This window comes from Nostoc sp. NZL (assembly GCF_015714705.1).
Classification (GTDB): domain Bacteria; phylum Cyanobacteriota; class Cyanobacteriia; order Cyanobacteriales; family Nostocaceae; genus Nostoc; species Nostoc foliaceum_A.
This window is the reverse complement of record NZ_WBKL01000070.1, coordinates 63841-86562: the sequence shown is the minus strand read 5'-3', so window position 1 is coordinate 86562 and position 22722 is coordinate 63841. Positions and strand designations below refer to the sequence as shown.

The following is a 22722-nucleotide window of genomic DNA, read 5'->3' as shown; positions in this document are numbered from 1 at the left end:
AGGGAAACGCAAAGGTTCGCAGAGAATTCATGAAATGTTGTGCTAAGTACGAAAGTCTTTACTACAAACTATCAAAGCTAGCTTAATCTTAGGATTGCTATAACTTGCCTCGTTTAAAGTTTGGGGAACAGCGTAAATCCTGCCTGTTAATTATCTCTTGCTAAATACCCAAACTCGGAGCATATAAATCGTGGAAAAAATAGCCATCATCGCATTATCATGCCTATTCCCCGATGCAAAGAATCCTGAAGAATACTGGCAAAATATCGTTAATCAAAAAGATTCGACATCCTCTGCAACCGTCGAAGAAATCGGAGTAGATCCGACAATATTTCACAATCCCGTTAAAGGTACACCAGACAAAACCTATTCTCTCAAAGGCGGTTACATTCGTAACTTCCAGTTTAATCCATCTGAATACAATCTACCATCAGAATTTGTTGACAGTTTAGATAATACTTTCAAATGGTCATTGTATGCCGCTAAACAAGCAATTGTACAGAGTGGTTATTGGGGTAATCAAAATGTCCTGGCAAAATGCGGCGTAATTTTAGGTAATTTGTCATTCCCAACAAAATTATCTAATCAGTTATTCTCTCCAATTTACCAGCAAGCTATTACTCCTGCTGTCAGAGAACTTTTGCAGTATGAAGACTTTGATTTAGCTGTACCAAGTGCAACTAAAGCATCTTTATACAATGCGATGATATCTGGTTTACCAGCATCTATCGTTGCTCAAGCTCTCTCTCTATCCCAGATTAATTTATGTCTGGATGCTGCTTGTTCTTCATCATTTTATGCGATTAAATTAGCATCTCATTACTTATGGTCACACAAAGCTGATGTCATGTTAGCTGGAGCCATCAGTTGTGCAGATTCCCTATTCGTGCGGATGTTATTTTCCGGTGTTCAAGGGTATGCAGAAAACGGCATCAGCCGTCCTTTAGATAAGTCCTCTAGAGGGCTAATTCCCGCCGACGGTGTTGGGATGGTGATGCTGAAGAGATATTCTGATGCTGTCAGAGATGGTGATAATATTCTTGCCACTATCTGCGGTAATGGACTATCGAATGATGGCAAAGGTAAACATTTATTGAGTCCGAATCCTAAAGGACAAGTCCTAGCTTTTGAACGAGCCTATAATGAGGCGAATTTTAGTCCCAAAACCATCGATTATCTAGAGTGTCACGCCACTGGCACATTACTAGGAGATACAACCGAATTTAACTCCATAGAAACATTCTTTGGTCAAAATCAAGCTGCACCTCTGGTAGGTTCTGCTAAGGCAAATACTGGTCACTTGTTAACTGCTGCCGGCATGGTTGGCTTGACTAAAGTGATTTTGAGTATGTCGCATGGTGTAATTCCAGCAACCATGAATGTTTCTGAACCTTTAACATCAGAAAAAGCTACAATTTCTGCCGACAAAATCGTTAGAACAGCTACGACATGGCCGAATAATAATTCATCAATTAAACGGGCAGCCATTAGCGCTTTCGGTTTTGGCGGCACTAATTCTCATCTGATTTTAGAACAAGGAAATACAGCAGAATCAGTTGAATCAACTCCACCTGCTCCACCTACCAAAGTCGCCATCGTCGGCATGGATGCCTTTTTTGGTAACTGCAATGGCTTAGATGCTTTTGAACGCAGTATTTATGATGGAACACAGCATTTTACTTCTCTACCGCCTCAAAGATGGCATGGTATAGAAAATCAAGAAAGTGTTTTGAAAGAGTACGGTTTAACAGACGGTAAAGCACCAGTAGGGGCATATATCAAGGATTTTGAAATCGATACTTTATCGTGCAAAATCCCACCGAATGAAATAGACAAATTAAACCCACAACAATTGTTGCTCCTCAAGGTTAGCGATCGCGCCGTCAAAGATGCGAAACTACAGGAGGGTGGCAATGTGGCTGTGATTGTTGCCGCCGAGACAGAATTCTCTGTGCATCAGCTACAGCAAAGATGGAATTTATCTTCGCAAGTTAAGGATGGCTTACTCAACCAAGGAATTTCTCTACCTGCTGAACAACTGGCGCAACTGGAAACCATCGTCAAAGATAGCATTCACCAACCAGTAGAAATCGGCGAATATGTAAGTCACATCGCCAACATCATGGCGAGTCGGATTTCTGCTTTGTGGAATTTCACTGGCCCTGCATTCACCGTTAGCGCTGGCGAAAATTCTGCCCTCAAAGCGTTGGAAATTGCCCAAATGCTACTTGCTACGGGAGAAGTTGATGCAGTGGTTGTTGGTGCGGTAGATTTAGCCGGTGGTGTGGAAAACGTCTTATTCCGCAGCCAATTTGCCCCAATTAATACAGGTGTGAATACCTTGGGTTATGACCAACAAGCAAATGGCTGGATGGTTGGCGAAGGTGCGGGTGCTGTCGTTCTCAAGCGCTACGAAGCTGCTAAAGAAGATAATGAACGCATCTATGCAGTAATTGATGCTATGAGTTTTGCACAAGGTAATTCTACTTTGAGTGACGCTTTGGTAAAACCTGATGCTTCAGCTATCGGCAATGTCTGCAAACAAGCTTTCGAGATGGCGGAGATTCAACCCACAGAGGTTAACTATGTGGAAGTCTTCGGTAGTGGCGTTCCCCAGGAGGATGAAGCCGAAATCACAGGTTTACTCCAAGCTTATCCGAAAGTGGGCAATGGTTTGCACTGTGCATTAGGTAGTGTCAAATCCAATATCGGACACACCTATACAGCATCAGGAATTGCTAGCTTAATCAAAACCGCTCTCTGTCTCTATTACAGGTATATTCCCGCCACCCCAAAATGGTCTGGTGTCAAAACACCGCAAGTATGGGAAGGTAGCCCTTTCTATGTGGCAATGGAATCAAGACCTTGGTTTGTCGATAAAGGCGGCACACGCAGAATAGCAGCAATTAATAGTATGGGTATAGATGGGAGTTACGCCCATTTAATCTTGTCGGAGGAACCCAGCCAAGAGGAGCGCGACAACAGATATTTGCAACAAATGCCTTTTCATCTGTTTCCTATCGCAGTTAGCGATCGCTCCACTATACCCGATATCCTAAACCATCTTCAAAAATGCATTGAAGCTAGTTCTTCTTTATCAGCTACCGCCAGCCAAACATTCGCTACCTTTGAGCAGCAATCTGATGCAAAATACGTCTTATCAATCGCAGGACGTAACACAAAAGAACTACTCAAAGAAATTGAATCTGCTCGTAAAGGTGTAAATAATGCCTTTGAAAATGGTACAGATTGGCAAACACCAATAGGAAGTTATTTCACTGCGAAACCATTGGGTAAAACTGGAGCGGTTGCTTATGTTTACCCCGCAGCAGTCAATTCTTATATTGGCATTGGTCGCACCGTCTTCCGGTTATTTCCTAAAGTCTTCGAGGATTTAAAAAGTAACAATCTCTACAATCGGGCTGCCGATGTTGAAAAGTTAGTTTATCCCAGAAGCTTGCCTAAATTGACAACCAGGCAACTAGAAACACTCGAAAAGCAATTGTTAGATGATTCACTGGCAATGTTTGAAAGTGAAATCGCCTTTGCTAGATACATGACGGCAATTTTCCGAGATGATTTTAAAGTCAAGCCGCAATCTGTATTTGGGTATAGCTTGGGTGAAACTAGTATGATGGTTGCCCAAGGTGTTTGGAGTAATTTTGAGGGTGGAAGTAACACCTTGAACTCATCACCTCTATTTGGTGATAAGTTATCTGGGCCGAAAAATGCTGTACGTGAATATTGGGGATTAACAGATTCACCAAACAACAATTTTTGGAATACCTATGTTCTCATGGCTACTCCATCTCAAGTTAGAGAATGCCTGAAACATGAAAATCACGTCTACTTAACTCAAATAAACACACCAGAAGAAGTATTAATTGCTGGTGAAGATGCAGCCTGTAAGCGAGTGATAGCAACTTTAGGTTGTAATTCTTTCCCCGCTCCCTTCGACCATGTGATACATTGTGAGGCGATGCGATCGCAGTTCGAGGAAATCAAGAAGGTAAACACCTTACCATCACAAAATCTGCCCGGTATTGTGTTTTATTCTGCCGCCGACTATCAACCAATTACACTTGATAGCGATACCATTGCCCACAACATCGCCAAAGGATTGTGCCAAGAACTTGATTTTCCCCAATTAGTTAATCGTGTCTACGGCGATGGAGTCAAAATATTTTTAGAAGCAGGTGCCGGTAGTGTTTGTTCACGATGGATTGATAAAATTCTCGGCAACCAAGAACATATCACAGTTTCTCTAAATCGTAGAGGAATGGATGACCATGCTGCAATGGTCAAAGCATTAGCAAAATTACTCAGTCATCAAGTGAACGTGGATTTATCACCACTGTACAACAAAGCTCAAGGAACCGCTAATCAAAATAAAGCAACATTGAGAACAGTTACCTTGGGTGGAAAAGCAATTGCTGCTACAATTTTGAGCGATGAAAATCGCAAACTTGTTGAAAATTTGGTTGAGGATATTAAGTGCGATCGCTTTAAAATACAGCATCCAACTATACCTAATGTCCAACAATCTGAAATCACAGATTATCTTAACACTTCCAACCAAATAACCCAAGAAGAAAATTACTCCCCTAACATCTTGCCTCAGCCAGAAGAAGTAAAACCGAAAAATATCATTGATAACGTTTTTGAACCGAGAGAACAATTACAATCTTCTGAGTCAAGCGCAATTAGACAGCCAATTCCTGTTTCTTTCCCACCCGTCAGAACTCAAAAAATTAGTAGCATCATCAGCATGTTCGATTTAAATAAGACCCAGTATCAAAAGCTCAATGCTAATAATTCAAAGATAACTAAAACACACACAGCCTTCTTACAAGCTAGACAAGATTACAGTCAACAAATGAGCGAAATCATTCAATTGCAACTAGCTTGCGCCCAAAACTTGCTTAACGAAGAATCTTAATATCTCATACCAATTCTCTCTCAACTTGCACCGCTTAATTCTTAACTTATCTCTTCCTTCGCGCCCTTTGCGTCCTTTGCGGTTCGTTTAAAAATTATTAAGTGCATCTCCGAGAGAATTGGTATTACTCTCTTACTCTGTGCCCTCTGCGCCTCTGCGGTTCGTTAACAGAGTCCACACCCTTCATATCATCCATTGTTTGTAATCCGAGGGATAACTACCGTGACAACCGTAGATACGGTACTAAGTAAACACGATAATGGTCTTAACTTCTCCACTTGGTCGCATAACAAAAACCAGGTTTGGAAAGGTTCTTTAGAAACTGTATCTTTCGAGAAACAAACCATCAAAGATAAATTGATGGTGTTAAATAAACCCTGCTACATCGTGAAAGTTGCCGGAAAAATCGGTGTCACAAATGAGGGGTATTTATGCCCTGGTGATAATGGCACAACAGCACAAGTAGAACTGCTAACATTTGCAGCCCCAATCCGCATTCAACAGTTTGGAGATCCCAATTTCCTCTCCTCTCATGGAGTAAAATATGCTTATGTTACCGGCGCAATGGCTGGCGGAATTGCTTCTGAAGAAATGGTCATTGCACTCGGAAAAGAGCAAATTTTGAGTTCCTTTGGTGCAGGTGGTTTAACTCCAGAACGTTTGGAAGCAGCCATAAATCGCATTCAACAAGCTTTACCTCAAGGGCCTTACGCATTTAATTTAATTCACAGCCCCAATGAACCTGCGATTGAACGCCGCGCTGTAGATTTATACCTCAAATATCAAGTGAGAACAGTAGAAGCATCTGCATTTCTCGACTTAACCCCCAACATTGTTTATTACCGTGTTGCTGGATTGGGGTTGAATAGCGCCAATCAAATTGAAATCAAAAATAAAGTCATTGCCAAAATTTCTCGTCGAGAAGTTGCTACTAAATTTCTGCAACCAGCACCAGCGAGAATACTCAAAGAACTTCTTCAACAAGGATTAATTACTGAGTTACAAGTAACTCTTGCAACTAAAGTTCCGATGGCTGATGATATTACCGTCGAAGCTGATTCTGGAGGTCATACAGATAACCGTCCTCTGGTTTGTTTGCTGCCTTCTATTATTGCCTTGCGGGATGAAATTCAAGCACAATATCATTACCAAACACCAATAAGAATTGGCGTAGCAGGGGGAATTGGGACACCACAATCAGCATTAGCAGCCTTTATGATGGGCGCTGCTTATGTAATGACTGGTTCCATTAATCAATCATGTGTTGAATCTGGGGCTTGTGAACATACCAAAAAGTTATTAGCCCAAGCAGAAATGGCTGATATGATTATGGCGCCAGCAGCAGATATGTTTGAAATGGGAGTCAAATTGCAAGTTCTCAAACGGGGTACAATGTTCCCCATGCGAGCGCAGAAATTATTTGAACTCTATCGCGCTTATGATTCCATTGAAAGCATCCCTCTTGCAGAAAGAGAGAAATTAGAAAAACAAGTTTTTCGTAAAACTATTGCCGAAGTATGGGAAGGAACTGCGGCTTATTTGTCCCAAAAGAATCCTGAAAAACTTGGGAAAGCAGTCAATAATCCTAAACTGAAAATGGCGTTGATTTTCCGATGGTATCTAGGATTATCTTCTCGCTGGTCTAGTTCTGGCGAAAAAGGTAGAGAAGTCGATTATCAAATTTGGTGTGGCCCGGCAATGGGCGGTTTCAATGACTGGGTACGCGGTTCTTACCTTTCTGAACCAAATAATCGTCAGGTAGTTGATGTTGCTAATCAAATTATGACTGGTGCAGCCTTTTTGTATCGTGTCCAAAATTTGAAAATTCAAGGGCTGCAAACTTCCGATTATTACAGTCAATATCACCCTGTTCGTTCTACATCATTGTTGGAGATTTAAAAATGACTATAAAACAGTCTTTCACAGCAGACGATATTCAAGTATTTTTGGTATCTAACTTAGCTAAGTTGTTAGGAGTAGCAACTGATGAAATAGATGTCACAGAACATTTAGAAAACTATGGTTTGGATTCAGCCCAAGCAATGATTCTAGTCAGTAACTTAGAAAAGTTGCTCGGATTTCAACCATCTCCGTTGCTGCTGTGGCATTACCCAAATATTGAGGCTCTTTCACAGCGTTTAGCTGAAGAAGTGCAAGATGGTTCACCGATTCAAGATACAAAGGTAGTAGCCTCTAATGCCAATGCTGCACCCACTGTTCTAGATTTAGGTGCTGAGGCTGTTCTTGACCCTACTATCCATCCTGGTGCTGCATCTAATGTAGCTATAGATGAACCCAAGAACATCTTTTTAACTGGTGGAACTGGCTTTTTAGGAGCCTTTATTATCCGGGAATTGCTACAGGAAACCAATGCGGATATCTATTGCTTAGTCCGTGCTGCTAATGCCGAAGAAGGCAAAAGCAAACTCCAAAAAAATCTGGAACAGTATGCCATTTGGCAGGAAGAATTTAACTCCAGAATTATTCCGATTGTCGGCGATTTATCTCAACCATTGTTAGGTATTGGTTCGGAACAGTTTCAAATTTTAGCTGCCAATATTGATACTATATATCATAGTGCTGCTTTGTTGAATTATGTTTTCCCATACTCTGCACTGAAAGCAGCCAATGTTTTAGGAACTCAAGAAGTTTTGAGATTGGCTTGTCAAATAAAAGTCAAGCCTGTACATTACGTTTCTAGTGTGGCTGTTTTTGAATCGACTGCTTATGCTGGTAAGGTTGTTAAAGAACAGGATGAATTCAATCATTGGGAAGGCATTTATCTTGGTTACTCACAAACTAAATGGGTAGCTGAAAAGTTAGTTAAAATTGCTCGTGATCGTGGGCTTCCTGTAACTATTCACAGACCCCCACTGATTTCAGGTGATAGCAAAACAGGTATTTGTAACACACATGACTTTATCAATTTGATGACCAAGGGCTGTCTACAAATGGGATATTTCCCTGATGTAGATTATATGTTGGATATGTCACCTGTAGACTATGTAAGTAAAGCGATCGTTTATCTATCACGCCAAAAAGAATCCATAGGTAAGGCTTTCAATTTACAACATCCCCAACCCGCAGCGTTGAAAATGCTAGTTGAGTGGATACGCTCTTTTGGTTATTCAGTTGAGATGATTCCTTACGAAAAATGGCAATCAGAGTTAATCAATAATGTGACTTCTGCTGACAATCCTTTGTACACTCTGCGACCATTTTTACTGGAACGTTGGTCTGATGAACAACTGACTATTCCTGATTTGTATTTGCAAGCTAGAAGACCCCATATTAGCTGCCAAGATACTCTCCATGCACTAGCAGGAAGTTCTATTGCTTGTCCTCCCATTGACTCTCAATTGTTTATGACTTATACCGCCTACTTGATTCAAAGCGGCTTCTTGAATCTCGCTTAGGAATTCACAAATTGCGTAGGATGTGTTAGGAACGTAACGCACTATCCCGAACACTTTCGGTGCGTTACGAACCTAAAAAATAAGTTTATTTAGTCCAAGCTTTTTAAAACTCAGTACTGCTAAATAGCCAATATTTCAGATGCCAGCAACAACTAATACACTAACAGCGGCAATATAATTGCCCTGTTTTTTTATGCTCAATCATGTAAATTTTTAGTATTCACCCCTTGACAGAAGCAATTGAGGATAGAATGGTTAATGTCGGGCATAAAAGGTTGATTTTACTCGCTGGCTTTTGTGAGTGATCAAAAGCCAAATGCTAGCAGTCTGAAATAACCGAACTCCTTTAAGGCCTAACTTCTTCGATGCATAAGTCCTAAATTTGCGTTTGGACTGCTACATCTATCCAATGCATCACATAAGCATTTGAAAGGGTAATAACTCAAGATATTTCTTGTAGGTTCAGATATTACGCGTACTTAATTGTAGAACAAGAACCACTGTAAATGCAACGCAGCTTCATCAAATTGAATTCACCAATATTCTTACATGAACACAACACATCAAAGACAGAGCAAAAAAACTGCTCTTATTACTGGGGCAGCCGGTGGAATTGGCTACGAATTAGCATGTATTTTTGCTGCTCATGATTACAATTTGGTATTAGTAGACAGAAATGGTCCAACGCTAGTAGAAATTGCAGCTAAATTCCAAGAAAAATTTGGAATTTTTGTCAAAACTATTGTTAAGGATTTATCTATATCAACGGCTCCTGAAGAAATTTTCACGGAGTTGCAAAAAGCCGATATTAATGTTGATGTGCTGGTAAATAATGCCGGATTTGGTATCTATGGATTATTTCACGAAACAGACCTAGCTACTGAATTGGAAATGCTACAGGTAAATTTGGTGTGTCTCACCCATTTAACTAAGCTATTTGTAAAGCACATGGTCAAGCAAGGTGAAGGTAAAATATTAAACGTCTCCTCGGCTGCTGCTTTTCAACCAGGGCCTTTGATGGCAGTTTATTTTGCTACTAAAGCTTATATCTTATCTTTTTCTGAAGCGATCGCTAATGAATTAGAAGGTACTGGTGTCACTGTGACAGTTCTTTGCCCAGGCTCAACCGCATCTGCCTTTCATGAAAGAACCGGAATGGCTGACTCTAAGTTGCTCAAGGGTAAGAGGATGATGGATGCACGAACAGTAGCTGAAGTTGGTTTTCGTGCCTTAATGAAGGGTCAAACCATTGTCATTCCTGGTTTACTCAATACAATACTTGCAAAAAGCGTCAGATTTGTACCTAGAAACCTGGTAACAAAAATTGTGAGACATATGCAGGAGGATAAGTAAGCTGGTTGTCATTTGTCATTGGTCATTTGTCATTGGTCATTTGTCATTTGTCCACAATATCTCTCTTGTTTCACCCAGGAGATGAGCTTAGTCAACATCAGTATTGCCAACACTTCAAATCCCAGCCAAAATTCTCTACCGCAACAGCAGCAACATAATTGTTTGCAGGTACTAGTTCAAAAAGACTCCAGTCTTCTAATATCTGTAACTTGGCTGGTTCTGTAGGAGTCAACGATACTTCAATTTGCTCTAACTGGGATAGTCCGTCTCCAGTTGCTTTTAAATAAGCTTCCTTACAAGTCCAATAACGGAAAAATATCTCTTGCTGTTGGTTGGGAGATAGCGATCGCAACATATCATATTCTCTCGGCAAAAAGAACCGTTTGGCAAGAGCTTCCAGATCAGACATCGGGCGAATATATTCTAGGTCTACACCAATAGGGCGAGTGCAATTCACCGCACACAAACCCAAACCTTGGGAATGAGACAAGTTAAACGCCAGTCCACTATCGGCAAATTTATCTGCTAATACTGGTTTGCCACGCTGCTGATAATTAAACTGCACTTGTAAAGGCTGGATACCCAAATAGCTACCTAATATAGTTCGCAGAATACCACGACCAGCAATGAAACGCTGTCGATGTTCCTGAAAATAGAACCGTTCAGCACGAGCCGTTTCGTCACTGGAAAGGGTCGCTGCTAAATTTTGTAGTTGTGGTTCCGGTTGCTCAAGATCTATGCGCCAGACATGAATCTCATCCGGTAGCAAAGTGAAATCCGTGGGTGCAGGTAGCCAAATATCATTAGAAGCGGTCATTGAGTCAAAAAGTCAAGGAAGTTGTACTTTAATAGTTTGTTTAATTACGACGATTATTATGGGTGGATCTGATTTGATCTTTAGCATTACTATATACAACTACGCGTGTTTTTCCTAGAATCTGCCATAGGTGTTGTTAGATATTAAGTCTAGCTGTAAACCTAAATATAGGTAGCCGCGATTGCTTTTGCTAGCTAAATATTATAATTTATACCAATTCAATTAATGATTGCAACACATCCTTGGGTAAAGACGCGATGAATCGCGTCTCTACAGATGGTCTATTTGTCACATTCTTTTTTCAAATTGGTATTATTACTCAAGATATACGCTCCTCAACTCCACGTTAAATCCCCTGAGAGAGAATACTTTAAAACTCTTGACAGAGAATCGCAAATTTTATTTTGGCTACAACATTAGCTATTACAGTTTTACTCAAAGGAACTACGAACAATGTCTGCAAGTGTTCTGAAGTAGATATCTCTTCAGTAATAAATAGTTTTTCTCAGAAAATGTTAAATCTGGAACAAAAAAACCTTGCCAAAGCTTGTTAAAAACCTATTACAACTACTTTTTTGTAGAACATAGTGAGGATGAATGATTATAAATTTGGAGTACTTTGCCTTCTTTATACTGCTACTAGCAGCGCTGCTATTAGCAATTAGGCAAATGAGCGTTGCTTTGGATGAGTTAGATATTGCGCGTTTTACTCTTTGGACAGGTATTGCTTCTGTTATTGCTGGTTTACCAATGATATTGTGGTAGCTTTTGGGTCAATGCCATCCTCTCTATTTTGGGCTTCCAAGCAATACGACTCCATCTGTCGAGTGATCCTACAACTAGAATATTATCTTGCCTACTACTCTGTTCGTTGTTGCTCTAACCATTGTAAAACCCGATTCCATGCCCACCAAAGATCAGAATCGTTTACTTGCCGCTGGCACTCTTTGCTACTCAAATAGCCAACATGCCCGCCGTATTGAGTAAGTAACAAATCTATTGCAGAATTGCGATCGCAGGCTTCTTCTAATTCTGGTATGATGGCTGGGTCAAAAAGTGGGTCATCAGCAGCGTATAAAATCAAAGTCGGTTTCGAGATTTGCGGCAATATTTGTAAAGCACTACTAGCTTGGTAATATGCTTCCACAGAAGAAAAACCTAGTCGGTTAATTACCAGTTCATTATCAAAACCCCAAATACTGTTTGCCCGTTCAATCGCTTCTGGGTCAATGCTTCCAGGATGAGCATCATGAATCCGCCATGCCAGTTTTTTTAAATTTTGGGCAATCCCTGCTTCTAAATATCTGCCGAAGGGCTTTGTAACTAGATAAGATAGCGATCGCTCCGAATCCAAACTCGGACAAATCACCATACCACCGCCAATATCGCTATCTTCTAATCCCAAATCTTCATACTCCCTAATCACCTCACCAGCCACCTTCACCGCCCATAGCGCCAATTGCCCACCCAAAGAAAAACCTGTAAACCAAAATTTCCCCGGGCATCCCATTGCCTTAGCAGCGGCGGCGATGCGAACAAAATCTTCCCCCTCATACAAACCATCAGAAGTCAGAGTCGGCGATAATTCGGCAGTTTTCCCGTGGGCCCGCCAATCAAATAACACCACAGCGTATCCTTGAGCATAGGCTTTACGCCCTAGTACTCTCAAAAACCATTCCGTTTTTAACTCTCCAGTAATGCCATAAGTACCGATAATCGTGCTATGAGCATTTTCCGGGATGGCAACCAAGCCAAAAATTGGCACACCTTGGCCACCAACAAAGATTTTCTCGTGATAAGACGGTTCTGGGTCTTGAATAGTACTTTGCCAGTGACGTTTTCCCCACAGAGCGGTGTATACAGTCATTATCACACCGTTTTGTAAAAACCAAGACGGATTGTAGGGGGGAGCATAACACATCATAGACTATAAGATTTCGTGTAATTGAGTCTTGATTTCACAGTCATTTAATCTTAATATTTATGTAAGATTTAAAACCTTTTTCATAATCGATTCAAAAATCTTTGTATCTATCAAAGGTTGTTAATTATCCTTAATAAGTAGTAATAATTTTTTAAGAATGCCGAGGATTCTTGTCATAGACGATGACCCAGCGATTTCAGAACTAGTTGCCGTCAACTTGGAAATGGCTGGCTACGATGTTAGTCAAGCTGAAGACGGCATCAAAGGTCAAGCGCTGGCTCTCCAGCTACAACCAGACTTGATCATGCTCGATTTAATGTTGCCCAGAGTAGATGGGTTCACCGTTTGCCAACGCCTGCGCCGTGACGATCGCACCTCTGAGATTCCCGTGTTAATGTTGACGGCTTTGAGCCAAACTCAGGACAAGGTGGAAGGCTTCAATGCTGGCGCAGATGACTACCTCACCAAGCCTTTTGAAGTTGAAGAACTGCTGGCGCGGGTGCGGGCACTTTTGCGGCGTACTGACCGCATTCCCCAAGCAGCAAAGCATAGTGAAATTTTGAACTATGGCTCACTTACCCTAGTTCCCGAGAGATTTGAGGCAATATGGTTCAATGAGACGGTGAAATTGACTCACTTGGAATTTGAGCTACTTCACTGCTTACTACAACGCCACGGTCAAACAGTTTCTCCCAGCGAAATCCTCAGAGAAGTTTGGGGCTACGATCCTGATGACGACATTGAAACGATTCGAGTCCATATTCGCCACTTGAGAACCAAGCTAGAACCAGATCCCCGCCACCCCCGCTATATCAAAACAGTGTATGGTGCTGGATACTGTCTTGAGTTACCCGGTATCCCTCCAGCAAGTGAGGGAGTTTCCACAACACTGGTTGAATAAAATCACGCTAAATTCCCTTAAACTTTGCCATGACTTAGGCAATAACTCCAGAAACTCTTATTCCTTACCGTTTAGTTAAGGTTATTTGTGGAATTTACTGGTGTGTAGAGATGTTGCAATGCAACGTCTCTACAAAAGTAATCGACAGGAAAATTATTTTAAGGGTTTTAAACTAGGGTCTATTCTCAACAGTCTAAAATTAATGACAAAAAGTGATGAGAGAATAGGGTTTTAAGATAGGGATATAGTAAGCGATCGCAGGCGGGCAGGTAGTTGAACACTAAATATGCAGATTTAGTGGGGGTACAAAACGCTCTTGATTCAGACGTTCGCGGACTTGCTTTCTCGTGTCTCTATCCGCCATTCAGACTCCAATTCATGCCCAATTCTAACTTCTGAATTCTTTCTGATAAAGGATTTCAAGGAATTAACAAGCTACATAGTAATAGTCACACCCCAAAAAAGAAACCTCGTGGTGACTCCTGGATTCTGGCGTATTTATTTATCTAATTCACTCAATGACTATTACAAATATATACTCTGCGTCTGTTTTCTCTGCTGCTACTAACTTTCTCAACCTAAATTTGGAACTTGATTAAGCTAATCACCATTCAAGATAAATCCTTTTATGAGTAAGGGTTTTACCCATATTTATAGGGAATTTGAATAGTAATTAGCTTACTTTTTACTTGTATATTGTGGTCAAAAAGCTTTTGAAATAAAAATTAATATAAAATTTACATATTTTATTGATTATTGCAATCAAAGTCAGTCAACAAGTATAGCCTTTTATCTATGAAAGCAATTTAATATTTATTTAATCTTTAGGGTTGTGAATAAGCAAAATTGACAGATAACACTGTAAGCTATTGTTAATCTCATTAAACTTGGCAATCAATAAAACTTGCAATTTATGTAAGTTTTTCCAGTCAAATTTTGAACTGTCTTTGACCTAAGCCTTATCTATTGGGGATTTGTATTCAGCAAATTGCCATATGGAAAGGCACTATAGTCTGTTGCTTTGCAAAGAATTAAAGTTTTCTTAGCCTAATTTTTCATGGCAAGACAACATAAAACTTACTCAAAGTAGCTGGCAATTTTTACAACCCAAATTTATTTTGCTGTTTTTGTAACCAAAACCAAAAATCCAGTATGTCATTGACTAATACTATCCATTTTAGAAACTTACGAGGCGATTTATTCGGTGGTTTAACTGCTGCGATCGTTTCGTTGCCTCTAGCACTAGCATTCGGTGTTGCTTCCGGTGCTGGGCCTGTAGCCGGTCTTTATGGTGCAGTTTGCGTCGGTTTTTTCGCAGCCTTATTTGGTGGTACACCAACTCTAATTTCTGAGCCAACCGGGCCAATGACCGTAGTCATGACTGCAATTGTCGGCTCCATGACCGCAGCTAACCCCGAAAACGGCTTGGCAATGGCATTTACCGTAGTCATGCTAGCGGGAATATTTCAAATCTTCTTTGGGATATTTAAGTTGGGTAAATACATTACCCTCATGCCTTACAGCGTGATTTCTGGGTTTATGTCTGGGATTGGCGTTATTCTGATTATTTTGCAGATTGCTCCTTTTGTCGGACAGCCAAATCCTAAAGGTGGCGTACTGGGGATGGTGCAAAATCTGCCTCAGTTATTGACTCAGATTAATCCTGCTGAAACAGCTTTGGGCTTGCTGACGCTGGCAATTATTTTCTTCATGCCATCCAAAATCAAGCGCTTTGCTCCTCCGCAGCTAGTAGCATTAATTATCGGAACTATAGTTTCTTTAACCATCTTCGGCGGTACGGATATCAGACGAATTGGGGAAATTCCTGTAGGACTGCCCACATTACAAATGCCTACCTTCACTGCATCCCAAATGACAATCATGATTGTTGATGGGGCAATGTTGGGGATGTTGGGTTGTATTGATACTCTACTAACGGCAGTAATTGCAGATAGTTTGACCCGCACTGAACACAAATCTGACAAAGAATTGATTGGTCAAGGTATCGGTAACTTAGTATCTGGCTTGTGTGGTGGGCTACCTGGTGCTGGTGCCACGATGGGAACGGTAGTTAATATCCAAACTGGTGCTAGAACAGCTGTCTCTGGTTTAACTCGCGCATTAATTTTGTTAGTTGTAGTTTTGTGGGCTGCGAGTATCACTCAACCTATCCCAATGGCAGTGTTGGCTGGTATTGCTCTGAAGGTCGGGGTTGACATTCTGGACTGGAGCTTCTTGAAACGCGCTCATAAGGTGTCGCTGAAAGGCACAATCATCATGTACGGTGTGTTGTTTTTAACCGTATTTGTTGACTTAATTGTTGCCGTTGGCGTGGGAGTGTTTATTGCTAATATCTTAACTATCGATCGCCTCTCTGAATTACAATCTCAGGAAGTGAAGACAATTAGCGATGCCGATGATGCAATTGTCTTGAATGACGAAGAGAAAAAATGGCTTGATCTAGCTAATGGACGTGTCCTGCTATTTTACCTGAGCGGGCCGATGATTTTTGGAGTATCCAAAGCGATCGCTCGTGAACATTCAGCAATGGCAGACTCTGATGTGTTGATTATGGATTTGACCGATGTACCAATGTTGGGTGTGACTGCTTCTTTGGCAATTGAAAACGCTATCAAAGATGCTAGTGAACAAGGTCGTAATGTGTTAATTGTTGGTGCAACCAGCAAAGTCAAAAAGCGCTTAGACAAGTTTGGGATTTCGAGGTTTGTACCAGAGCATCACATGTTTGTAGATCGTATAGATGCACTTAAACAAGCCGTTGCTTTAGTTAATCCTCATGCAACTTCTGCTAATACTTCTGGCGTTAGTAACTACACTGACACCTATTAATAATTCGTAATTCGTAATTCGTCACTCGTAGTTTAATTACGAGTGACGAACTAGAAAGCAGGAATTATTTTGGAATTAATCAGCAACACAAATAGAAAACATGATTATTTCAGAACCAATAGTTAATTCATTTGCCTGGTTGAATTTTTTCCCTGCGGGTTTACCATCCTTTTTACTAGCAACAACTAACGAGGCGGAATATGCTCCTATTGTGCTGACTGGAGTATTGCTAAGTTTAGTAGTAATTTATCTGGCTAGTAAAATTGGTGGCGAATTATTTAGAATGATGGACTTGCCCCCTGTATTAGGAGAATTAGTTGGTGGGGTGCTTGTGGGTGCTTCTGCTCTCCATTTGGTAGTGTTTCCCGACAGTGGAGCAACTGGTAGCGACTCCATTATCATGACTATCCTGCAATTCATTAACAACCTCAGTCCTGATGCAGTCACATCAATCTTTCAAAGCCAGAGCGAAGTTGTTTCTGTGCTTGCCGAACTAGGTGTGATCATTCTATTATTTGAAATTGGTCTAGAATCAGACTTAAAAGAATTACAGAAAGTCGGTTATCAAGCAACAGTTGTTGCTTGTGTTGGGGTAGCTGTTCCTTTTGCGGCTGGGACAGCAGGGCTGATTTTATTGTTTAATGCGCCAGTAATTCCGGCAATTTTTGCAGGTGCAGCGCTGACAGCTACTAGTATTGGGATTACCTCAAAAGTTTTGTCAGAAATTGGCCAGTTAAAATCTCGTGAAGGCCAGATTATTGTCGGTGCTGCTGTCATTGATGACATTTTAGGTATCATCGTGTTGGCAGTAGTGGCGAGTCTTGCCAAAACTGGCGAGGTTGATATTTTCAACGTCATTTATCTGATTGTCAGCGCTACAGTCTTTCTCATCGGCTCGATTTTATTAGGTAAATATTTCAATCAGAGTTTTGTTGCGATCGCTAATAAATTGCAAACGCGAGGCAACTTAATTATCCCAGCATTTATCTTTGCCTTTTTCATGGCTTTTTTGGGTAGTGCCATTCATTTAGAAGCTATCTTAGGCGCATTTGCGGCTGGCTTAGTTTTGGATGAAACGGATAAACGCAAAGAGCTAGATGAGCAGGTTAAACCGGTTGCTGATATCTTAGTACCAGTTTTCTTTGTGACAGTTGGCGCGAAAGTTGATTTAGGAGTTCTTAATCCTTTAGTTCCAGGAAATCGAGAAGGATTAATTATTGCTACCTTTTTAATTGCGATCGCAATTATCGGTAAAGTTGTCACAGGCTGGTCGGTTTTTGGTCAACCTGGAATTAATCGGTTAGCGGTTGGTGTGGGGATGATTCCCCGTGGCGAAGTTGGGTTAGTGTTTGCCGCGATTGGTGCAGCTAGTGGTACTCTTGATAAACCATTGCAAGCTGCGATCGTTATTATGGTGATTTTGACAACCTTCTTAGCACCACCTTTATTGCGGTTTGCATTTAAACAATCGCCAGCAGAAAAAGAATCTTTAGAAGAAGCCAATTTAATAGGCTAGTGCCGCAAATGAAGAGGCAGGGGGCAGGGAGCAGGGAGCAGGGGGAAATGACCCCTTCCGTGGGATGAAGGGATAAATACGGGTTTGAGTCCCCCATCCACGAGTGGTTCTCGTACCCCTGTGGGAAAGCAAGCTACAGGGGTCACTGAGCGCAGCCTCTCCAAGAGTTGTATCGAATCCCAATCCTGTTTTATCCCCCCTGCTCCCTGCCCCCTGCCCCTTTTCCTCTTTTTCAAACTTTATCCAACAGGCAATTCCCGTGTTAGAAGCGTGCATATTCGCAACAGTATTGTGCGGATTTTTCGGCATCATTCTTAAAAAGAACCTTGTGATGAAAATCATCTCTATGGATGTCATGAGTACAGGGGTTATCGCCTATTACGTGCTGATTGCATCACGAGGTGGCTTGTTCACACCAATTGTTTCCAACGTCAAAAATGTTAGATACGCCGATCCGGTTCCGCAGGCGGTTATATTGACGGCGATTGTGATCGGATTTTCGATTCAGGCGTTAATGCTAGTCGGCGTTATGAAGTTGGCACGAGATAATCCGACTTTGGAAAGCAACGAAATCGAGAAAAATAACACGCCATGAATAGCATTACTATCGCATGGATTGCACTACCATTTTTTGTGGGGTTCGTCATTTATCTGCTCCCCAAGCTTGACAAATACCTTGCACTGTTTATAGCTTTGGCTTCCGCAGGATATGCCTTGCAGCTATTTGTTACTCAATCGCCACTGACACTACAGTTACTAGATAATTTTGGCGTTATTTTAACAGTCGATCAATTAAGCGGCTACTTTATCTTAACTAATGCGCTGGTGACGGCAGCAGTCATCCTCTACTGTTGGCACAGCGATAAAACAGCTTTTTTTTACGCACAACTGATCATTTTGCATGGTAGTGTCAATGCCGCGTTTGTTTGTTCAGATTTAATCAGTTTATACGTGGCGTTAGAGGTAAGTGGTATTGCCGCGTTTCTCTTAATTGCCTATCCTCGAACTGACCGCTCGATTTGGGTTGGCTTACGTTATCTGTTTATCAGCAACGTGGCAATGCTTTTTTATCTGGTTGGTGCGGTGTTGGTCTATCAGGCGGATCATTCCTTTAGTTTTGCAGGTTTGCGCGTAGCACCTCCAGAGGCGCTTGCCCTGATTTTTTTAGGACTCTTGACAAAAGGAGGAATTTTTGTATCGGGATTATGGTTGCCGTTGACTCACTCTGAATCGGAAACGCCAGTATCGGCGATGCTGTCGGGAGTTGTAGTAAAAGCAGGTGTCTATCCATTAGTGCGGTGTGCGCTGATGGTGGAAGAGGTTGACCCAATAGTAAGAATTTTCGGAGTTGGCACGGCGCTTTTGGGAGTTTTCTATGCAGTCTTTGAAAAAGATACCAAGCGGATGCTGGCGTTTCACACAGTTTCGCAGTTGGGCTTTATCCTCGCCGCGCCGTCCGTGGGTGGTTTTTATGCGCTGACACACGGACTGGTCAAATCAGCGCTTTTTCTAATCGCCGGGGCTTTACCGAGTCGCAATTTCAAGGAACTGCAACATCAGCCGATCGCTACCCCAATCTGGATCGCCTTGGTGATAGCCAGCTTTTCGATCTCTGGGTTCCCGTTGTTATCCGGTTTTGGCGCGAAGGTGTTGACAACAAAGAATTTACTGCCTTGGCAAGCGATCGCTATGAATATTGCAGCCCTCGGAACAGCAATATCCTTTGCTAAATTTATATTTCTACCGCGTGGGGGAAAAGCCGATGTAAAGCCTGGTTTCTGGGCAGCTATGATTCTGTTAATCGGTGGGCTGTTCCTAGCTAATATTGCCTATTACGAGGCGTACACCGTTGCGAATATCATCAAACCCCTCGCAACCATCGGCGTTGGATGGTTAGCATACTTGCTAATTTTTAAACACTCAATACTCAAGCTACCGCGTGTTCTTGAAGAATTTGATCATCTGATCGGTGTAATGAGTCTGATTTTAATCCTGCTGTTCTGGAAGGGATTTGCATGGTTGGGCATCTAAATTTTATATTGCGACTGACTATCTGGTTTTTGCTCACTGCCGATTTCAGTGTGGCAAATATCATCATTGGCGTAAGCATCGCACTCCTATTACCTGGTGGTCGTACAGCTAGGCAATCATTAAAAGATTGGCTACGTGTGCTGGGTGAGATTATAGTGGCGATTCCGCAGGCGTATATTGAGGCATTTGAAATCATCCTCCGCCCGCATAACCACGAAGAGATAACGATGGAACAAGTCAAACCACGACGGACACCAGGGCTGATATTCCTGGATATATTCTTGATCACCTTTACACCAAAAACCATTGTTTTGAAATATCACGAAGCAGGCTGGTATGAAGTCCATCGAGTGCGACAGAGGAAAAAGACATGATCCTGAATCTGGCATTGATTGCAATGATTCTGACACTGCTCATCCCCATGTATGAGGCATGGCAAGATGATGATATTTGGCAAAAAATGCTGGCATTTGCCAGTGCTGCAACCAAATGTTCAATCATGATCCTGGTTGTATCTGTCTTGCGCGACGATTGGATGATTGGTGTTGTCGGAGTAATCATCTTGAGCGTGGGCAATGCCGGATTGATGTTGTTGGCACATGTCCTCAAAAGAATGAATGATTTAGCAAATGAGTAATATATGATTAACGTGCTTAGTTATACCTGCATAGGTTTAGGAATCTTCTTTTGGTTTTGGGGAACCTTTCCCTTGCTTGGCGATCGCTCAGTGTTATTCAAACTGCATAGTCTTTCGGTTGCAGATACGCTCGGATCGATGAGTATTATCGTCGGGCTGCTCCTGAAGATACCCAGTGAATGGCCGTTGCTCGTCCTTGCCATCATCTCTTTGGCCATCTGGAATACAGTGCTGGGGTATGTGTTGGCTTACTGTTCTAGTAGCGAGGGTAGCCATGAATGATAGCTATATATATGTGATCATTGCCCTGCTGCCGCTGGCTGCTTGTATGCTGGTATTTCAAGTCAATCCATACCATGCGCTGGTAATTCGCGGCATCTTGGGAGCGATCGCAGCATTGGTATATACGGTTTTGGGGGCACCGGATGTTGCTTTGACCGAAGCCTTAGTGGGTACTATGCTGGCAATTACTCTCAATGCGATCGCGGTGCGCTCATCCCTGGTGATGCGTCTTGGCGTACTCAAAGAAGAGGCAGATGACAATCACCATTTTGTGAAACTGATGGACGAGTTCCGCACAATTTTTGACAAACGCTATATGCGTCTTGAACTAGTGACCTACACGAATACCCAGTCTTTGCACCGGGCGCTGATGGAAAAAGAAGTCCATGCGATCTGTGCCCGACCGAAACAAAGCGATCAAGACGAAAAGCAACCTTATCACACCAAAACTAGAATCCAACGCATCTACGACATCATGCAAACCGAACTTTCGTCACCAGAAACAATCTTGGACTATGTAAATACACTAAATTCAAGGGAGGAGCATAGATGAAATGGGCCTACATTGCGGCGGGCATAGCGCTGTACATCAAATTCCTGATCATGCCCAATTCAGCACCAGAAATACCAGATTTCTCTATCGTAGATTCGATTGTCAAAGATGGTGGCATACCCAATGCGGTTACAGTGATCATTCTCAGGAATCGTTTGTATGACACTATCTTCGAGGTAGTGGTATTTACGATCGCGATCATGGGAGCTAGTTTTCTGCTGGCAAATGAAAGACCGTCTTGCACAATCTATCATTTCACCGATCAACCATCTATTGTGCTGGCGCGTCTGGGTGCAACCATTGCCTCGTTGGTAAGTATCGAACTAGCTATTCGGGGACATCTCAGCCCGGGCGGTGGTTTTGCAGCCGGGGTGTCGGGTGGAACGGCGATCGGTCTGATTGCAATTACCTCTTCACCGGAGTGGATGCAAGGAATCTACCAACGCTGGCACGCCGCTACATGGGAGAAAGTTTCGGTTTTGGTTTTCATTGTACTGGCAGTTATAACTCTGGCTGGAATAGAGTTACCGCATGGTGAGTTGGGCGCACTTGTCAGTGGGGGCGTTATCCCCTTGCTCAATATTTTAGTTGCAGTCAAAGTCGCGTTAGGTTCGTGGGCGGTGATTTTAGTTTTTATTCGTTATCGGGGATTGTTGTGAGAGAGGAAGACTCTGCGTACCTCTGCGCTTACCTCAGGGGGAACGCATTTCATTTCTTCCTATTAATTGATAACCGTTCTAAAATTATCTCGTCCCAAAGTGCATCCCTGCTAAAAAACCTTAGAGAAAAAATATTAAATCAGGGTTTCAGCCTTAAGTTCTATATGGTAGTATTTCATGGCATTATGTTAATAAACTTTATCTAAAAGCAAAGAGTCTCCAACCCATGAGTTTAGCTGTAATTAAATTCTCTTCAGAAGAATGCGGCATCTGTCACAAAATGTCTTTTTATGACAAAAAGGTGGCAGAAGAACTGGGTTTAGAATTTATCGATGTAAAAATGCAGGATACGGCTGCTTACCGTAAGTATCGCAAGATTTTATTAACCCAGTATCCCGATAAATCAGAAATGGGATGGCCTACTTACATCATCTGCAATTCTCCAGAAGGGGAATTTCAGATTGTGGGTGAGGTAAAAGGAGGTCATCCCAAAGGGGAGTTTAGAACCCGTCTTCAAGAGGTTCTGGATTCCACAGCTAATCAGAACTAATTACCTCAAAAGATTTGACCTCTAGGGCAGGGCCAATCATGGCAGTTGTCATGATATCTTCACGCACCTGTCCTTTAACTTTTGCTTTTTGTCCGGCTTTGAGTAAGTCTTTGTCAGCCCCTCTGAGGATTTCGTAAGTAACGCCCTCTTCTGTGACTAACGCCCATGCGCCTGTGCCAATATCACGATGTTGGATTGTACCTGTAATTGTAATGCTCATAAACAGTGCTGAGTGCTGAGTTGGGAGTTGGGAGTTGGGAGTTAGGGGTTATAAAAATTCATTCCCCATGCCCC

General features: G+C 42.0%; 19 protein-coding genes. 16 read left to right on the top strand and 3 right to left on the bottom strand.

Annotated features, from left to right (window positions below; translation table 11 throughout):
• Positions 1-190 precede the first annotated feature (190 nt).
• From F8R90_RS10360 to F8R90_RS10345, 4 genes are all read left to right on the top strand, one after another.
• On the top strand, positions 191-4939 hold the full coding sequence (locus tag F8R90_RS10360; RefSeq protein WP_196510672.1) for a PfaB family protein: 4749 nt from the start codon (positions 191-193) through the stop codon (positions 4937-4939).
• Positions 4940-5161: 222 nt separating this feature from the next.
• Positions 5162-6838: a PfaD family polyunsaturated fatty acid/polyketide biosynthesis protein gene (locus tag F8R90_RS10355; protein WP_196510671.1), complete on the top strand. Its 1677-nt coding sequence runs from the start codon at positions 5162-5164 to the stop codon at positions 6836-6838.
• 2 nt (positions 6839-6840) lie between these two features.
• Complete coding sequence (locus F8R90_RS10350; RefSeq protein WP_196510670.1) at positions 6841-8355, top strand: thioester reductase domain-containing protein; 1515 nt, start codon at positions 6841-6843, stop codon at positions 8353-8355.
• Between the two features lie 549 nt (positions 8356-8904).
• Positions 8905-9708 (top strand): SDR family NAD(P)-dependent oxidoreductase, encoded by an 804-nt coding sequence (locus tag F8R90_RS10345; RefSeq protein WP_196510669.1) that lies wholly within the window; start codon positions 8905-8907, stop codon positions 9706-9708.
• A 97-nt stretch (positions 9709-9805) separates the two neighbouring features.
• Here the strand turns inward: F8R90_RS10345 and hetI are convergent, their stop codons facing one another.
• Entirely contained in the window at positions 9806-10525 is a 720-nt protein-coding gene (gene hetI / locus F8R90_RS10340; RefSeq protein ID WP_196510668.1) for a 4'-phosphopantetheinyl transferase HetI, read from the bottom strand.
• A 597-nt stretch (positions 10526-11122) separates the two neighbouring features.
• Here hetI and F8R90_RS10335 point away from each other — a divergent pair.
• Positions 11123-11290, top strand: coding sequence for a hypothetical protein (locus F8R90_RS10335; protein ID WP_181929464.1), 168 nt, complete (start codon positions 11123-11125; stop codon positions 11288-11290).
• 94 nt (positions 11291-11384) lie between these two features.
• On the opposite strand, the gene F8R90_RS10330 is transcribed toward F8R90_RS10335, so the two are convergent.
• The gene (locus F8R90_RS10330; protein WP_196510667.1) at positions 11385-12449 is read right to left on the bottom strand and encodes a YheT family hydrolase; all 1065 of its coding nucleotides are present in this window, start codon (positions 12447-12449) and stop codon (positions 11385-11387) included.
• Positions 12450-12606: 157 nt separating this feature from the next.
• On the opposite strand from F8R90_RS10330, the gene F8R90_RS10325 reads away from it, so the two are divergent.
• The 11 genes from F8R90_RS10325 to F8R90_RS10275 all read left to right on the top strand — a co-directional run bounded on the left by F8R90_RS10325 (position 12607) and on the right by F8R90_RS10275 (position 22428).
• Entirely contained in the window at positions 12607-13350 is a 744-nt protein-coding gene (locus F8R90_RS10325; protein WP_190893187.1) for a response regulator transcription factor, read from the top strand.
• Positions 13351-14502: 1152 nt separating this feature from the next.
• Complete coding sequence (bicA, locus tag F8R90_RS10320; protein ID WP_196510666.1) at positions 14503-16200, top strand: bicarbonate transporter BicA; 1698 nt, start codon at positions 14503-14505, stop codon at positions 16198-16200.
• A gap of 100 nt (positions 16201-16300) precedes the next feature.
• Positions 16301-17716: a cation:proton antiporter gene (locus tag F8R90_RS10315; RefSeq protein ID WP_196510665.1), complete on the top strand. Its 1416-nt coding sequence runs from the start codon at positions 16301-16303 to the stop codon at positions 17714-17716.
• 259 nt (positions 17717-17975) lie between these two features.
• Positions 17976-18311: a cation:proton antiporter subunit C gene (locus F8R90_RS10310; RefSeq protein ID WP_196510694.1), complete on the top strand. Its 336-nt coding sequence runs from the start codon at positions 17976-17978 to the stop codon at positions 18309-18311.
• Complete coding sequence (locus F8R90_RS10305) at positions 18308-19747, top strand: cation:proton antiporter (protein ID WP_196510664.1); 1440 nt, start codon at positions 18308-18310, stop codon at positions 19745-19747. Before F8R90_RS10310 ends, F8R90_RS10305 begins: the two co-directional genes overlap by 4 nt.
• Entirely contained in the window at positions 19732-20121 is a 390-nt protein-coding gene (locus tag F8R90_RS10300) for a Na+/H+ antiporter subunit E (RefSeq protein WP_196510663.1), read from the top strand. The genes F8R90_RS10305 and F8R90_RS10300 overlap by 16 nt, the downstream gene beginning before the upstream one ends.
• The gene (locus F8R90_RS10295) at positions 20118-20384 is read left to right on the top strand and encodes a hypothetical protein (RefSeq protein WP_181928936.1); all 267 of its coding nucleotides are present in this window, start codon (positions 20118-20120) and stop codon (positions 20382-20384) included. Before F8R90_RS10300 ends, F8R90_RS10295 begins: the two co-directional genes overlap by 4 nt.
• Before the next feature lie 3 nt (positions 20385-20387).
• Entirely contained in the window at positions 20388-20666 is a 279-nt protein-coding gene (locus F8R90_RS10290; protein WP_196510662.1) for a monovalent cation/H(+) antiporter subunit G, read from the top strand.
• Positions 20659-21219, top strand: coding sequence for a DUF4040 domain-containing protein (locus F8R90_RS10285; RefSeq protein WP_196510661.1), 561 nt, complete (start codon positions 20659-20661; stop codon positions 21217-21219). The genes F8R90_RS10290 and F8R90_RS10285 overlap by 8 nt, the downstream gene beginning before the upstream one ends.
• Entirely contained in the window at positions 21216-21878 is a 663-nt protein-coding gene (locus F8R90_RS10280) for a Na(+)/H(+) antiporter subunit B (RefSeq protein WP_196510660.1), read from the top strand. The genes F8R90_RS10285 and F8R90_RS10280 overlap by 4 nt, the downstream gene beginning before the upstream one ends.
• A 226-nt stretch (positions 21879-22104) precedes the next feature.
• Positions 22105-22428, top strand: coding sequence for a thioredoxin family protein (locus tag F8R90_RS10275; protein WP_190893174.1), 324 nt, complete (start codon positions 22105-22107; stop codon positions 22426-22428).
• Here the strand turns inward: F8R90_RS10275 and F8R90_RS10270 are convergent.
• Positions 22415-22648 (bottom strand): hypothetical protein, encoded by a 234-nt coding sequence (locus F8R90_RS10270; RefSeq protein ID WP_190893172.1) that lies wholly within the window; start codon positions 22646-22648, stop codon positions 22415-22417. The genes F8R90_RS10275 and F8R90_RS10270 overlap by 14 nt on opposite strands.
• Positions 22649-22722: the final 74 nt, after the last annotated feature.

Bases quoted from the DNA above. Each gene is read 5' to 3' on its own strand.
- F8R90_RS10305 (WP_196510664.1), top strand. From the start codon at position 18,308: ATGAATAGCATTACTATCGCATGGATTGCACTACCATTTTTTGTGGGG.
- F8R90_RS10300 (WP_196510663.1), top strand. From the start codon at position 19,732: ATGGTTGGGCATCTAAATTTTATATTGCGACTGACTATCTGGTTTTTG.
- F8R90_RS10275 (WP_190893174.1), top strand. From the start codon at position 22,105: ATGAGTTTAGCTGTAATTAAATTCTCTTCAGAAGAATGCGGCATCTGT.
- F8R90_RS10285 (WP_196510661.1), top strand. From the start codon at position 20,659: ATGAATGATAGCTATATATATGTGATCATTGCCCTGCTGCCGCTGGCT.
- F8R90_RS10295 (WP_181928936.1), top strand. From the start codon at position 20,118: ATGATCCTGAATCTGGCATTGATTGCAATGATTCTGACACTGCTCATC.
- hetI (WP_196510668.1), bottom strand. From the start codon at position 10,525: ATGACCGCTTCTAATGATATTTGGCTACCTGCACCCACGGATTTCACT.
- F8R90_RS10290 (WP_196510662.1), top strand. From the start codon at position 20,388: ATGATTAACGTGCTTAGTTATACCTGCATAGGTTTAGGAATCTTCTTT.
- F8R90_RS10335 (WP_181929464.1), top strand. From the start codon at position 11,123: ATGATTATAAATTTGGAGTACTTTGCCTTCTTTATACTGCTACTAGCA.
- F8R90_RS10330 (WP_196510667.1), bottom strand. From the start codon at position 12,449: ATGATGTGTTATGCTCCCCCCTACAATCCGTCTTGGTTTTTACAAAAC.
- F8R90_RS10280 (WP_196510660.1), top strand. From the start codon at position 21,216: ATGAAATGGGCCTACATTGCGGCGGGCATAGCGCTGTACATCAAATTC.
- F8R90_RS10270 (WP_190893172.1), bottom strand. From the start codon at position 22,648: ATGAGCATTACAATTACAGGTACAATCCAACATCGTGATATTGGCACA.
- F8R90_RS10345 (WP_196510669.1), top strand. From the start codon at position 8,905: ATGAACACAACACATCAAAGACAGAGCAAAAAAACTGCTCTTATTACT.
- bicA (WP_196510666.1), top strand. From the start codon at position 14,503: ATGTCATTGACTAATACTATCCATTTTAGAAACTTACGAGGCGATTTA.
- F8R90_RS10315 (WP_196510665.1), top strand. From the start codon at position 16,301: ATGATTATTTCAGAACCAATAGTTAATTCATTTGCCTGGTTGAATTTT.
- F8R90_RS10325 (WP_190893187.1), top strand. From the start codon at position 12,607: ATGCCGAGGATTCTTGTCATAGACGATGACCCAGCGATTTCAGAACTA.
- F8R90_RS10350 (WP_196510670.1), top strand. From the start codon at position 6,841: ATGACTATAAAACAGTCTTTCACAGCAGACGATATTCAAGTATTTTTG.